This is a genomic window from Acinetobacter sp. LF10 (assembly GCF_048585715.1).
GTDB lineage: Bacteria > Pseudomonadota > Gammaproteobacteria > Pseudomonadales > Moraxellaceae > Acinetobacter.
The window spans coordinates 1,292,365-1,306,542 of the sequence record NZ_CP184160.1 but is presented as its reverse complement, the minus strand read 5'-3'; the positions used below and the strand labels follow the sequence as shown (position 1 = coordinate 1,306,542).

Sequence of the window (14,178 nt, the reverse complement as noted above, 5' to 3'; positions counted from 1 at the left end):
TTTATGTATAAATCAGAACAATTAGCACATAACTTGAAACTGCTTATTGAAAATGGTTCTTGGCAGCCACACACCAAGTTACCCTCTTTACGTGAGCAAGTACAACGATCAGGTTTCAGTCTTATTACTGTGATGAATGCTTACCAAGAACTGGAAGCACAAGGGCTGATTTATTCAAAAGAAAAGTCTGGCTATTTTGTGGCTGAGCAAAATCATATTCAGATTCCACAAGCCTATTCAGTGGTGTCTTTAAATCCGAAAATTGAAATTAACTCACTCGTTTTTAAATATCTCAAGTCGATTCAATCTTCCAATGTCAGCCCCTTAGGTTCTGCCTTTCCAGACAGTCAGTTGCTGTATCCCCCAAAACTGATTCAGATCATGGGACAACTTTCCCGCAATCGCCATAGTTATGACCAAACTTCAAATTTACCTCCCGGCAATTTAGCGTTAAGAAAACTGATTGCACAACGCTATTGTATGCAAGGCATTCCAACCGATGCGGATGACATTGTCATTACATCAGGTGGACTAGAAGCATTAAATCTTTCACTACAAGCCATTACGCAATCTGGCGATTATATTTTATTACAACAAACGATTTTTTATGGTGCTTGGCAAGCTGCTGAACGTTTAGGTTTAAAAGTCATCACCATCCCAGAACATCCACAGCATGGCTTTGATATCGAGGCTTTTGAACAAGTTATCAAAAATTATCCAATCAAAGTCTGTTGGTTTATGCTAAATGCACATAACCCAATTGGATTTACTGTCAGCGATGACATCAAATATAAAATCGCTAAATTGTTGCATGAACACCAAATTCATTTAATCGAAGATGATGTTTATGAAGAAATGTTTTATGGCAGCCAGAAACCATTGCCAATGAAGTATTTTGACCAACAAAATCTGGTATTACACTGCTCTTCTTTTTCTAAAACCTTAGGTTCAAGTTTCCGTATGGGCTGGGTCTATGCAGGTAAATTCTCTGAACATATTCAACATTTACAATTGATGAGTACTATTTCTGCCAACGCCTTGATCCAAAATGCACTGGTGGAATTCCTCTCTCACCATCATTATGAAAAGCATTTAAGAACTCTGCGACGTGCCTTAGAAAAGAATAAAAAACAATTCTTTCAATATCTCAAACAACATTTGCCGCAAGACTGCAAGGTGTATAACTACCCAAGTGGTTATTTTCTGTGGATTCAACTGCCTGACAAAGTCAGTAGTATGCAAATCTATGAGCAACTGATTCAACATCATATTGGTGTTGCGCCAAGCCCTTTATTTAATGTGTTGCCCTCACATCAACATTTTATTCGTATGAACTGTTCTTTTGATTGGACAGAACAGATTCAGCATTCGCTAGAGTTATTCATCACGACGATTCAACACCAAATACCAAATTAATTCAGCTTGGATAGATGATTCTTGCGATACTGACTTGGTGTTTCCCCAAAGGTCTTTTTAAAGGCACGAATAAAATTGGTGGCTTCTTCATATCCCACCAAGCCAGCAATATCCTGAATACTATATTGCTGTTGTTGCAGTAATTTCTTCGCTTGATTAAAACGAACCTCAGCCAAGATTTGCAAAAATGTAGTGCCCTGTGCTTGCAAATGCCGCTTAATCGTTCGTTCTGACATATTTAAACGTTGTGCAATCAATGGAAGTGAGGGATAACCATGACTGGAATGATACAACAACTCAGAGCGAATACTTTTTTGTAAGTCCCGAGTACTTTCTTTTACGAGTTTAAGCTTGTCATTTTCACAATACAAAATAGCCTGCTGGAACGCGACTTGATCTGCATTCGAATTCTTACAATGTAAATATTTTTTAGAAAATCGAAAACCATTACGTGGTTGATTAAAATGAATCTTTATCTGGGATAAATCAATTTTGTCATAATTCTGAGCATCTGCCCAATCCACAAACACCTCACAACTTTCTGCAATTTTGTCAGAAAACAACGTGAGAAAATGAATCGCTCCAAACAATAAACTTTCGATCAGAAAATGCCTTAACTGATCAGATTGTTCTGCATCACCTAATTTCACTGGGTGAACATCATCTAGATAAACATAGATAAACGTTTCATCCATATGCCATTCAGGGGTAAAATTTTGGATTCGGGTACAAAAATACTGCTGACAAAGACTTAACGCCGTTTCAACATCCGCACAACTCAGAAATGCAAAACCTAAAGCCCCATGCGAAGTTGGACGTAACCTAAACCCATATTCAATCCCAAGACGCGGATTCCTCGTCAATCGTAAGGCATTCACCACCAATTTTGACCATTGATGTGCACTCATCTTGGCATCGGCTTGTTTCATGTCGGTCAAGATCAAATCCGTTCCATGCAAAACGACGTGTGCATCAATACCATATTCATAGACAATTTCTAATAATACATGAGCATAAGAAACAGAAATGGTTTCTTGAAACAATCCAAAAGGATCTCGCATGACACATCCTATGTCCTAAAATGATCATTAATATGGCATAGTCTCCCCTATTGAGCGAGTATTTTCTTCGAAATAATAACCTCAAGATTGATGACTAAAACAATGAGGAATTGCTGAAATGGCAACCATGACACTCGATAAACAGCAATCGACCTATGTGCTGAATTTAACCAATGGCAATCAGGAAAATGCTTTAAATAAAGCTGTATTAGAAGAATATTTTGCTATTTTTGATGAAATTGAAAGTGATAAAAATAATGCCTGTTTAATTATTCGAAGTGATCATCCTAAAACCTTTTGTAATGGCTTAGACCTTGCTTGGTTAATGCAACAATCGTTGGAAGATAAAAAAGCCTTTACTCTGCAACTTGAAAATATGTTGCTCCGTTTAGCATTACTCAACTTACCTGTAATTGCTGAAATCGGTGGTGATGCTTATGCAGGCGGTGCAATTCTCGCATCTGCTTGTGACTTCCGATTTATGCGATCGGATCGAGGACGTTTTTGCTTTCCAGAAGTCCATCTAGGCATTCCTTTTACAGATAGCATTGCTGAAATTGTACAACTACTTCCCAATCAACATGCAATTTGGGAAATGTCTTTGACAGGCAAAACCATGACAGGCACTGAATGTCTACAATCCCAACTCGTTCACCAAATTGAACCAATCGAAACATTAAACTTTGAAGTGTTTAAATTTGCAGAAGATATGGCACAAAAGCACCGTATGACCTATGCCATGATCAAACGTCAGCTCCGCCATCGAATTGTAGAGATTGCCAAGCAACGCCAACTCTATGATCCTGAAAAATTTGCACCCCCTTTCATGATCTAGTTCACCTTTTACAACAACTCAAATCTAGGATATCTCAATGAATAATATGCAAGGAAGAACTGTTTTTATCACTGGCGGCAGTCGAGGTATTGGCAGAGCGATTGCATTAAAAGCAGCTCAGGCAGGCGCTAATGTCGTGATTGCAGCAAAAACCGAAGTCGAGACCACTAAATTAACAGGTACGATTTATAGCGTCGCTGAAGAAATTGAAGCTGCTGGCGGCAGAGCATTGCCTCTACTACTTGATGTTAGAGATGAACAACAAATCCATACAGCTATTCAACAAGCTGCCAAAGCCTTTGGTGGAATTGATGTGCTGATTAATAACGCAGGTGCAATCGCATTGATGGGGGTGGAATCCACCTCATTAAAACAATATGACCTGATCCAAACCATTAATCATCGTGCCACTTTCATTTGTGCCCAAGCTGCATTGCCCTTTTTAAAGCAATCTGAAAATCCACATATTTTGAGTTTATCACCACCTGTAAACATGTCACCGAAATGGCTCGGGATGCTTTCACCTTATGCTTTATCTAAATATGGTATGACGATTTTGACTTTGGGCATGGCAGAAGAATTTCGCCAATATGGTATTTCTTGTAATACCTTGTGGCCTGAAACTTATATCGCAACCGCAGCCGTGTCTAAGAATCTAGGCGAAGAAAATACCTTACATGTGAGTCGTAAACCTGAAATCATGGCTGATGCAGCTTATGCGATTTATAGTACGGCGAAAGGTGAACTGACAGGACAGAACCTAACCGATGAACAAGCTCTAGTAAGAGTCGGCATCACTGACTTTTCTCAATATGCATGTGTCGCTGGAAATACCAATCTACAGAAAGATTTCTTTTTGGATTGATTCAACCATAAAAAATGACCTTAAAACATCAGTCTTAAGGTCATTTTAAATGTTAAGCTAAAAAATAAAATTAACCAGGGAAAATACCACGCTCTTTACGCGCTTTTAAAATACGCTCACAACCTAAAATGAAGGCTGCTGTACGTAAAGTACATTCTTTCTCGCTTGATTTATGCCATACATCATTGATAGCTTGAATCATCAACTTATCCAGTCTTTCGTTAATTTCTTCCTCAGACCAGAAGTAGCTCGACATATCTTGAACCCATTCAAAGTAAGATACGGTTACACCGCCAGCGTTACAGATGACGTCAGGCACAACCGTAATACCACGTTGAACCAATACATCGTCTGCTTCTGGGAATGTTGGACCGTTCGCACCTTCAAGCACTAACTTCGCAGTTAACTTTTGCGCACGTTCAACTGTGATTTGACTTTCCAATGCAGCAGGAATCAAAATATCCATCTCTACATTCCAGAACTCTTCATCACTAATCGCTTGAGCGCCCTCAAAGCCACCCACACCTTGATGAGTTTCCATGTGCGTTTTTAATGCAGCAAGATCGATTCCTTCTGGATTGAAAATCGTACCAGTGTGATCTTGAATCGTCACAATGATCGATTTCGAATCAGCAAACAAATATGCAGCTTCGCTACCTACGTTACCAAACCCTTGAACTGCGATTTTTGCGCCGTCTAATGGTAATTTGATTTTTTCAGCAACTTGTTGACCTGTGATGAAAACTCCACGACCTGTCGCTTTAATCCGACCAAGAGAACCACCAAGATGTACCGGTTTACCCGTTACCACACCAGTCACTGTATGACCTTGACCAGATGAATAAGTATCCATGATCCAACCCATCACGTTTGGATTAGTACCCACGTCTGGAGCAGGGATATCTTTTTGTGGGCCAATGATATGGCTGATTTCACTGGTATAACGACGGGTTAAACGCTCTAATTCACGTGGTGAAAGTTGACGCGGGTCAACACGGATGCCACCTTTTGCACCGCCAAATGGTAAATTCACCACCGCAGTTTTAATGGTCATCCATGCTGAAAGTGCCATTACTTCATTTAAATCTACATCTGGGTGATAGCGAATACCGCCCTTACCCGGACCACGTGACAAGTTGTGTTGTACACGATAACCTTCAAAATGACGAATTGTGCCATCGTCCATCACAATTGGCACATCGACAATCAGAGCACGTTTTGGGCGCTTCAATGTGTCCACATAGTCTTCTAAACCATCTAGATATGGAGCAACACGCTCAATCTGTTTAAGATAAGTTGCCCATGGACCGTCATTTTGAGAGACATAAGATAAATTAGACATGTTTTATCCTTTTGATGAGTTCGTTTGAATCATCAATCAAATAGGTAATTAAAAATGATATAAGCGGCTAATTTGGCAGTTCTGTTATCCAAATCAAACCGTGGGTTGCATTCAGCCACATCAAAAACTTTAATTTTGCCAGTTTTCTTAATGGCGTCTAATAATGGGTCAAAGACGGATAAATCAATGCCTTTGACTGCTGGTGCACTGACACCGGGTGCGATGCTGGCGCTAAATACATCCAAATCAACTGTGATGTATAAGTCGTCAACTTTTTCAATAAAACCGTTAATTTTCGAAATTAAATTTACAAGATTGGTCAGTTGTAATTGATGGTCGTAGATATAGCTACAATTCAAACGATCCGCTGTTTCAAACAAAACTTTAGTATTTGAATGCTTCGCCACACCGATACAGAGATAATTAAATTCCTGATCATGCTGTTCTGACAATTGCGCTGCATTTAGAAAAGGTGTTCCTGAAGTCACCTGTTCAGCTTCACGAAGATCAAAATGCGCATCAAAATTAATGATGCCTATTTTACGGTTTGGATCGTTGTTTTGGATATATTGAAATAACCCAGAAAAACTACCAAATGCGACTTCATGCCCGCCACCTAAAACAATCGGTTTCATGCCTTGTTTTAAGCTGCGTTCAACCTGCTCTGCCAGTTCAGCCTGAGCTTGTTCCAATTTTCCATGATCACAAACCACCGTACCCAAATCAGCAATCGAAATCGGTTGATGAATAGGTAAATTTGCCAACTGAGCACGAATCATATCGGGTGCATCCGCTGCACCTAAACGCCCTTTATTACGCTTTACGCCTTCATCGGAACTAAAGCCGATTAAAGCAAAAGCAGCATGTTGACTGGTATTAACCACCTGATGGATACGTAGATGTTGCTCACCTTCACCATCTTGTCGCCCTTGCCATTTAAATGAATGATTCATATTCAATATCACTAATTAAAACTGTTCGCACTACACAAAAATTTCATTGCCATGCTGAATAATACGTTTAGGTAAATCTCCACCGAGCCAATACACAATCTCAGATGGATGTTCAATTTCCCAAGCAATAAAGTCAGCAACTTTGCCTACTTCTAAACTGCCATGTGAATCTTGTAGCCCTAAAGCATGTGCCGCGTGAATGGTTACGCCTGCCAATGTTTGTTCGGGTGTTAAGCGAAATAAGGTACTTCCCATATTCATCATCAAACGTAATGACAATGCTGGAGAAGTTCCTGGATTCAAGTCGCTCGACAACGCAATCCGAACACCATGTTGATGCAAACTGTCTAATGGTGGATATTTAGTCTCTCTCAAGAAATAGAATGCACCAGGTAATAACACTGCAACTGTTCCTGAGCTAGCCATTGCTTTGACATCGTCTTCAGTCATAAATTCCAAATGATCTGCCGACAATGCATGATAACGAGCAGCCAAACTAGAACCACCTAGAGAAGACAGTTGTTCTGCATGCAATTTAACGGGGAGATTGAGTGCATGTGCTGTTCTAAATATACGTTCAACTTGGGCAGGTGAAAATGCTAAATACTCACAAAATGCATCGACCGCATCCACTAACCCTTCCTGATGCAGTTTGGGCAACATTTCTGTACAAATATGATCGACATAGGCATCATTTTGACCTTTATATTCAGGAGGTAATGCATGCGCTGCTAAGCATGTACTGCGTACAGTCATTGGCAAAATATTTGCAATTTGACGAATCACACGTAACATTTTTCGTTCATTGACATAGTCCAGACCATAACCAGACTTAATTTCAATGGTGGTAACACCATCTTTAAGCAAACAACGAATACGTTTTAAAGCCGATGCGAGTAATTGTTCTTCACTCGCTTCACGGGTAGCACGCACAGTACTGGCAATCCCGCCACCACTTGCTGCAATCTCTGCATAGCTGACACCCTGCAAACGTTGCTCAAACTCAACACTACGATTTCCACCAAACACACTATGCGTATGGCAATCAATCAAACCGGGTGTTAACCATGCCCCATTCAAATCAATGGTTTCAGCATAATTATCATTTGGAATATCACTTTCACGACCAATCCAATGAATATGCTGTCCAAATGTCACTAAAGCAGCATGTTCAATACTGTTGTATTTCCCATCATGCATAGTAGCGATATGACAGTTTTTCCAAAGCTTTTTCATTTCAGATCATCTCCCTGTCCAAGAGCTATGCGCTCTTGAACAGTTGGGTTATTAGCTTTCCATTTTGAAATTTTGTGGTAAATCCTCATCAACCTTAATTGCATCTTGTTTTGGTTTAACCCAAATATTGTATGCAATACACAGTAAAACTAGCCATCCAACACCAACATACAGTGCTGGTCTTGAGTCAGGGAAATAACCCATCATTGCCAAAATAAACAGCATGAATGCAATGGCAAATGCAGGAGCATACGGCCAACCGATCACAGGAAAATCAAGTGCTTTAATCTGTTCTTTAGACAACTTACGACGCATCGCAACTTGTGAAAGTAAGATCATCAACCATACCCAAACCGTTGCAAAAGTTGCAATTGACGCAATGATAAGGAATACATTTTCTGGAATTAAATAGTTGAGAACCACACCGATAAGTAAGACTCCAGCCATAACCACGACTGTCATCCACGGCACACCATTTTTAGAGATTTTTTGAAACACTTGCGGTGCTTGTCCACGGCTCGACATACCAAACAACATACGCCCTGCACCAAATACATCACTATTAATCGCAGAAACTGCCGCAGTGATCACCACAATATTTAAAACTGTTGCAGCAGAACCAATACCTAGATTTTCAAAAATTTGTACAAATGGGCTACCTTGACTACCAATCTGATTCCAAGGAAAAATCGACATTAATACAAAGATCGTCAAGACATAGAAGAGCAAAATACGGACTGGAACAGCGTTAATTGCCTTCGGAATAGAAGTCTTTGGATCTTTAGATTCACCCGCCGTAATCCCAATAATTTCAATACCACCGAAAGCAAATACCACCACGGATAAACAAGCGACTAAACCTGCAATTCCATTGGGTATAAAACCATCATGAATCCATAAGTTTTGAATGCCTGTAGTAAAACCACTATGATCTGCTTGGAAACCATAGAACATCAGTCCTAAACCACCTAAGATCATGGCAATAATTGCAGTCACTTTCACAATAGAAAGCCAAAACTCAAGCTCACCAAAAACTTTGACGTGAATGAGGTTGATTGCACCCAAAAACATGATCAGTGACAGAATCCAAATCCATCGAGGAACATCGGGATACCAAAATCCCATATAGATTCCAAAAGCAGTTACGTCAGCCAACGCAACAATGATCATCTCAAAAACGTAGGTCCAGCCTGTGGTAAAACCAGCAAGTGGTCCAATGTACTGTGAAGCGTAGTGACTGAAAGAGCCTGAAACTGGATTTTGAACCGCCATCTCACCTAATGCGCGCATCACGATATAAATTGCAATCCCTGCAACAATATATGCGAGCAAAACTGATGGACCTGCCATTTTAATGGCTGTTGCTGAACCGTAAAAAAGTCCCGTTCCTATTGCTGAACCTAATGCTAAGAAACGGATGTGACGGGTGTTTAATCCCCGCTGTAAAGTGGAGTGTTGTGACATTATTATCTCCAATCCTTGAGGAAATATAGTTAGAGTCGGTCACTCCATGTGACCGTTATCCTGATTACGCGTTAGATAGGCTTGGCAATAGATTTGGAATGAGTAATTCATTCAAACAACCACTTGCGAGTAATTCACTGGCTTGTTCGATATCAGGAGCGAAGAAACGATCTTCACTGTAATACGGCACTTGGTCACGCAATGCTTTACGCGCACGTTCAAGTTTTGGCGAGCTTTTTAAACCTTCACGGAAATCAAGACCTTGACATGCTCCTAACCATTCCACAGCAAGAATGCCACGAACGTTATCAGCCATATACCACAAACGCTTACCCGCATTTGGTGCCATAGAAACATGGTCTTCTTGGTTTGCTGATGTTGGTAAACTGTCAATACTTGCAGGATGTGCTAAAGCTTTGTTGTCACTTGCCAAAGCTGCGGCAGTTACTTGAGCGATCATAAATCCAGAATTGACCCCACCATTGGCAACTAAAAATGGCGGAAGTTGTGACATATGGCGATCCATCATCATCGAAATACGGCGTTCAGATAGTGAACCGATTTCTGCAATTGCCAGTGCCAAATTATCTGCCGCCATCGCAACAGGTTCAGCATGGAAATTACCACCTGAAATCACATCGCCTTCCGCTGCAAATACCAATGGGTTATCGGATACCGCATTTGATTCGATTTCCAACACTTCTGCTGCTTGACGAATTTGAGTCAAGCAAGCACCCATCACCTGAGGTTGGCAACGCAGTGAGTATGGGTCTTGGACCTTGCTGCAATCTTCATGTGAATGTGCAATTTCACTTGAATCAGTCAGTAAGTCACGATATGCAGCAGCCACATCAATTTGACCACGTTGACCACGAACTTCATGCACACGCGCATCAAATGGTGCACGAGAACCTAACATTGCCTCAACGCTTAAACCACCGCAAACCGTTGCAGCAGCGAATAAATCTTCAGCTTCAAATAAACCACGTAAAGCATATGCAGTGGAAACTTGCGTACCATTTAACAGTGCTAAACCTTCTTTAGCTGCTAGAGAGATTGGCTCTAAACCTGCGATTTTAAGCGCCTCTACTGCTGGCAACCATTCACCTTTATAACGTGCTTTACTTTCACCCAATAACACTAAAGACATATGTGCAAGTGGTGCCAAGTCACCCGAAGCACCCACCGAACCTTTCAGTGGAATATGTGGATAGACTTCTGCGTTGATCAACGCAAGAATGGCATCAATCACTTTACGGCGAATACCAGAGAAGCCACGCGCCAAACTGTTTGCTTTGAGCAACATGATTAAACGAACCATTGCATCATCTAATGGCTCACCAACACCTGCGGCATGTGAGAGTACCAAAGAACGCTGTAATTGCTCTAAGTCTTCTGGTGCAATTTTAGTTGAAGCGAGCAAACCAAAACCTGTGTTAATCCCGTAAGCAGTACGACCTTCATTTAATATTTTTTCGACACATGCAACACTGGCATTAATACCTGCTGATGCACTTTCATCGAGTTTGACTTGGATTGGATTTAAATAAGCGTGGCGCAGATCTGCTAAGGTAAGTTTGCCGGGTTGAATTAAAAGTTCCATCGTTGGCGTCCTGTTTTGCACTATATTGTTCGCTTACGATGCCGCTTACACAATTGCAAAAAGCATCGTAATGTCCTTGTCTGTTTATTGTGTGATCATCGGCAAGTTCAAGCCTTGCTCTTTGGCACAATCAATCGCAATGTCATAGCCCGCATCGGCATGACGCATCACCCCAGTTGCAGGGTCATTGGTCAATACACGAGCGATACGTGCTGCCGCTTCATCTGTACCATCACATACAATCACGACACCTGAGTGTTGCGAGAAGCCCATACCAACACCACCACCGTGATGTAAAGAAACCCAAGTTGCACCACCTGCTGTATTCAAGAGCGCATTTAATAATGGCCAATCTGATACTGCATCTGAACCATCTTGCATTGCTTCTGTTTCACGATTTGGACTTGATACCGAACCTGAATCTAAATGATCACGACCAATGACAATCGGTGCAGAAAGCTCACCACTACGAACCATTTCATTAAAAGCCAAACCAAGTTTGGCACGTAGACCTAAACCGACCCAACAAATACGTGCTGGTAAGCCTTGGAAGCTAATCCGTTCACGTGCCATATCTAACCAACGATGTAAATGTTCATCATCAGGAATGAGTTCTTTTACTTTTGCATCTGTTTTATAGATATCTTCTGGATTACCAGAAAGTGCGACCCAACGGAATGGACCAATACCACGGCAGAACAATGGACGGATATAAGCAGGAACGAAGCCTGGAAAATCAAATGCATTTGCAACGCCTTCTTCCTGAGCCATTTGACGGATATTGTTACCATAGTCAAAGGTTGGAACGCCCATTTTTTGGAAATCAAGCATCGCTTGAACGTGCTGCGCCATGGATTGTTTAGCTGCTTTTACCACAACTTCAGGCTCAGTTTTCGCACGCGTACGGTATTCGTCCCATGTCCAACCCACTGGCAAATAACCATTGAGTGGATCATGTGCACTCGTTTGGTCTGTGACCATGTCTGGATGCACACCGCGACGTACAAGCTCAGGTAAAATTTCCGCTGCGTTACCATGCAACGCAATCGAAACCGCCTTACCTTCTTTGGTATATTTTTCAATACGCGCCAAAGCATCATCTAAATCAGTCGCTTGTTCATCCACATAACGTGTACGTAAACGGAAATCGATACTGGTTTGTTGGCATTCAATATTGAGAGAACATGCGCCTGCCAATGTTGCAGCTAAAGGTTGCGCACCGCCCATACCACCTAAACCAGCAGTTAAGACCCAACGACCCGTTAAATCACCATTGAAATGTTGGCGACCAGCTTCTACAAAAGTTTCATATGTACCTTGTACAATCCCTTGGCTACCAATGTAGATCCATGAACCTGCTGTCATTTGACCGTACATCGCCAAACCCTTTGCATCTAGCTCATTGAAGTGTTCCCAATTCGCCCAATGAGGAACTAAGTTCGAGTTCGCAATCAAAACACGTGGCGCATCTTTATGGGTTTTAAATACGCCAACAGGTTTACCTGATTGAACCAACAAGGTTTCATCTGTTTCTAAGTTTTTTAAAGTTTCAACAATTTTATCAAAACATTCCCAGTTACGTGCAGCACGACCAATACCACCGTAAACAACAAGCTCTTTTGGATTTTCTGCAACATCAGGATCAAGATTATTCATCAACATGCGAAGTGGTGCTTCAGTTAACCAGCTTTTTGCATTGAGCTTTGTACCACGTGGTGCGCGAATTTCTACATCACGAAATTTTGTTGTCGTTGTTGTCACAATCGGACTCCTTCCTTTGAGATTTGAACCGTAAATTAATCTGCTTTTACTGTATAGCAATGTATTAACTTGTATATACATCCATATACTACACAAATCTTTTATCTTGAAAAGATGCATTTTTATTCTTTTATAAAAATAAATTACAAGTTAATGAAATTAATTGATTTATTTTTTAATTGATAATAAAAAACCCATACAACCACAAATTGTATGGGTTTAAAAAAGTGAAGATAATTTAGATTTTTATCAGTTCAATCAGACAAATTTTCTTTAAAATTTGTTGACCTAAAACAATATTTTTCAACAATTTTTCATTGTCAATTTTAAGACTATCTTGATGATCCAAATAAAAAATCTGTTGATCAATTTCAATTTCTAAAGGTTCAAAACTCTGATTAAAAATAAAAATGAAATCGGCTGAGCTGAATATTTCTGAGTTTGTAGAATCAACAATCCACTGGTATCGTGCGTGATATTTTTGTGGATCATAAATCAGATTAAAATCCCGAATAGATCCATCAATCAGCTCACAACTGGTATGACTGTCACCATTAAATTGAACTGATTGTAAAGTTTTGAGGTGTCGAAAATGATTATCAATATTCAATACGATGCCCTGACCATCTAATACAGTCAGAATGCGTTGCATACCATTAAATTTGGAAAAATCACCCGATGTCTTAACATCAGCCATAGAAATTCGCCAATCAAACAGCTCTAGGCTATCCCCCTCACTACGTGCAAGTTCAACCGTATAACCAGCACCATTTTTCCAGCGCATTCTCGTATAATTAACAGCTTTTAACAGCTCAATCATTGGGTAAATTTACCTTCCAAATAATAACGACTACCTGGATAAATCAAACGTGCACTAGAAATCAATTGTTTGTTTGACCATGTCCGACGGCGGATCAATAAACATGGTTCTGTCTTATTGATTTTCAGCCATTTACATTCTTGTGCTGAGGCTAGAATTGCTGTTACGACATGCTCACCTTCGGTTACAGGCGCTTTCGACATCAAATAAGCATTCGGCGTAATCGCTTTAAAATCCTGCGCCAAATAATCAGGAATTAACACAGGATCAACCAAACGATCTTCAATCTGTACAGGTACATCATTTTCATAATGCACAATAATCGAATGAAATAGCTTTTGTCCCTCACGTATCTGCATTAATACGCTTTGCTCTGTGTTGGCTTGAATTTGTTCCAACACCAATACTTGTGCACGATGTTTATGATTTCTAGCGATAATCTCTTCGGCAATATTATTGACATGGAATAGAGCCGTTCGCCCTTGTCCTTCTGCGACAAATGAACCTACACCTTGTATGCGTACAAGCAAGCCTTCGCTGGTCAACTCACGCAAAGCACGATTGACTGTCATCCGACTACAACCCAATAAATTAACCAATTCACTCTCAGAAGGAATCTTTTTATTTACAGACCAAGTTCCTTCATAGATTTTCTGTGAAATCATTTGTTTCACGCGCAAATACAATGGAATAGGACTATCTTCTTCTAAAGATAAATCCAGATCGTTTTGCTTTGACGCTCTTGACATTGGCTAAAACTCATACTAAATAATCTAAAGCATTGTATATGAATACGATGTTATTTGTATATACAAGCTTATA

At 40.4% G+C, this 14,178-nt stretch carries 12 protein-coding genes; 3 read left to right on the top strand and 9 right to left on the bottom strand.

The features are described 5' to 3' along the window. Positions 1-3 precede the first annotated feature (3 nt). Positions 4-1,416: a PLP-dependent aminotransferase family protein gene (locus tag ACN19N_RS06300; RefSeq protein WP_420002220.1), complete on the top strand. Its 1,413-nt coding sequence runs from the start codon at positions 4-6 to the stop codon at positions 1,414-1,416. Here the strand turns inward: ACN19N_RS06300 and ACN19N_RS06295 are convergent. Further along, positions 1,413-2,477: a helix-turn-helix domain-containing protein gene (locus tag ACN19N_RS06295; protein ID WP_420002219.1), complete on the bottom strand. Its 1,065-nt coding sequence runs from the start codon at positions 2,475-2,477 to the stop codon at positions 1,413-1,415. The two genes, ACN19N_RS06300 and ACN19N_RS06295, sit on opposite strands and share 4 nt — an antisense overlap. 118 nt (positions 2,478-2,595) lie before the next feature. Here ACN19N_RS06295 and ACN19N_RS06290 point away from each other — a divergent pair, with 118 nt between their 5' ends. Together ACN19N_RS06290 and ACN19N_RS06285 are read left to right on the top strand one after the other, a co-directional pair. After that, entirely contained in the window at positions 2,596-3,312 is a 717-nt protein-coding gene (locus ACN19N_RS06290; RefSeq protein WP_420002218.1) for an enoyl-CoA hydratase/isomerase family protein, read from the top strand. 37 nt (positions 3,313-3,349) lie between these two features. Beyond that, positions 3,350-4,177: an SDR family oxidoreductase gene (locus ACN19N_RS06285; RefSeq protein ID WP_420002217.1), complete on the top strand. Its 828-nt coding sequence runs from the start codon at positions 3,350-3,352 to the stop codon at positions 4,175-4,177. 70 nt (positions 4,178-4,247) lie between these two features. Here the strand turns inward: ACN19N_RS06285 and ACN19N_RS06280 are convergent, their stop codons facing one another. The 8 genes from ACN19N_RS06280 to hutC all read right to left on the bottom strand — a co-directional run bounded on the left by ACN19N_RS06280 (position 4,248) and on the right by hutC (position 14,105). Next, on the bottom strand, positions 4,248-5,519 hold the full coding sequence (locus ACN19N_RS06280) for a Glu/Leu/Phe/Val family dehydrogenase (RefSeq protein WP_293745337.1): 1,272 nt from the start codon (positions 5,517-5,519) through the stop codon (positions 4,248-4,250). Between the two features lie 32 nt (positions 5,520-5,551). Then, positions 5,552-6,472: a formimidoylglutamase gene (hutG, locus tag ACN19N_RS06275; RefSeq protein WP_420002216.1), complete on the bottom strand. Its 921-nt coding sequence runs from the start codon at positions 6,470-6,472 to the stop codon at positions 5,552-5,554. Positions 6,473-6,502: 30 nt separating this feature from the next. Beyond that, positions 6,503-7,708: an imidazolonepropionase gene (hutI, locus tag ACN19N_RS06270; RefSeq protein WP_420002215.1), complete on the bottom strand. Its 1,206-nt coding sequence runs from the start codon at positions 7,706-7,708 to the stop codon at positions 6,503-6,505. A 51-nt stretch (positions 7,709-7,759) separates the two neighbouring features. Continuing rightward, positions 7,760-9,172: an amino acid permease gene (locus ACN19N_RS06265; RefSeq protein WP_420002214.1), complete on the bottom strand. Its 1,413-nt coding sequence runs from the start codon at positions 9,170-9,172 to the stop codon at positions 7,760-7,762. 64 nt (positions 9,173-9,236) lie between these two features. After that, positions 9,237-10,775, bottom strand: a complete 1,539-nt coding sequence (gene hutH / locus ACN19N_RS06260; protein WP_420002213.1) for a histidine ammonia-lyase — start codon at positions 10,773-10,775, stop codon at positions 9,237-9,239. Positions 10,776-10,859: 84 nt separating this feature from the next. Beyond that, a complete protein-coding gene (hutU, locus tag ACN19N_RS06255) occupies positions 10,860-12,536 on the bottom strand; it encodes a urocanate hydratase (RefSeq protein WP_293745334.1) in 1,677 nt (558 codons plus the stop codon). Positions 12,537-12,774: 238 nt separating this feature from the next. Next, on the bottom strand, positions 12,775-13,356 hold the full coding sequence (locus tag ACN19N_RS06250) for a HutD family protein (protein WP_420002212.1): 582 nt from the start codon (positions 13,354-13,356) through the stop codon (positions 12,775-12,777). After that, positions 13,353-14,105, bottom strand: a complete 753-nt coding sequence (gene hutC / locus ACN19N_RS06245) for a histidine utilization repressor (protein ID WP_420002211.1) — start codon at positions 14,103-14,105, stop codon at positions 13,353-13,355. The genes ACN19N_RS06250 and hutC overlap by 4 nt, the downstream gene beginning before the upstream one ends. Positions 14,106-14,178 lie beyond the last annotated feature (73 nt).

Coding starts and splice junctions, on each gene's coding strand:
- ACN19N_RS06300 (WP_420002220.1), top strand. CDS start 4: ATGTATAAATCAGAACAATTAGCACATAACTTGAAACTGCTTATTGAA.
- ACN19N_RS06295 (WP_420002219.1), bottom strand. CDS start 2,477: ATGCGAGATCCTTTTGGATTGTTTCAAGAAACCATTTCTGTTTCTTAT.
- ACN19N_RS06290 (WP_420002218.1), top strand. CDS start 2,596: ATGGCAACCATGACACTCGATAAACAGCAATCGACCTATGTGCTGAAT.
- ACN19N_RS06285 (WP_420002217.1), top strand. CDS start 3,350: ATGAATAATATGCAAGGAAGAACTGTTTTTATCACTGGCGGCAGTCGA.
- ACN19N_RS06280 (WP_293745337.1), bottom strand. CDS start 5,519: ATGTCTAATTTATCTTATGTCTCTCAAAATGACGGTCCATGGGCAACT.
- hutG (WP_420002216.1), bottom strand. CDS start 6,472: ATGAATCATTCATTTAAATGGCAAGGGCGACAAGATGGTGAAGGTGAG.
- hutI (WP_420002215.1), bottom strand. CDS start 7,708: ATGAAAAAGCTTTGGAAAAACTGTCATATCGCTACTATGCATGATGGG.
- ACN19N_RS06265 (WP_420002214.1), bottom strand. CDS start 9,172: ATGTCACAACACTCCACTTTACAGCGGGGATTAAACACCCGTCACATC.
- hutH (WP_420002213.1), bottom strand. CDS start 10,775: ATGGAACTTTTAATTCAACCCGGCAAACTTACCTTAGCAGATCTGCGC.
- ACN19N_RS06250 (WP_420002212.1), bottom strand. CDS start 13,356: ATGATTGAGCTGTTAAAAGCTGTTAATTATACGAGAATGCGCTGGAAA.
- hutC (WP_420002211.1), bottom strand. CDS start 14,105: ATGTCAAGAGCGTCAAAGCAAAACGATCTGGATTTATCTTTAGAAGAA.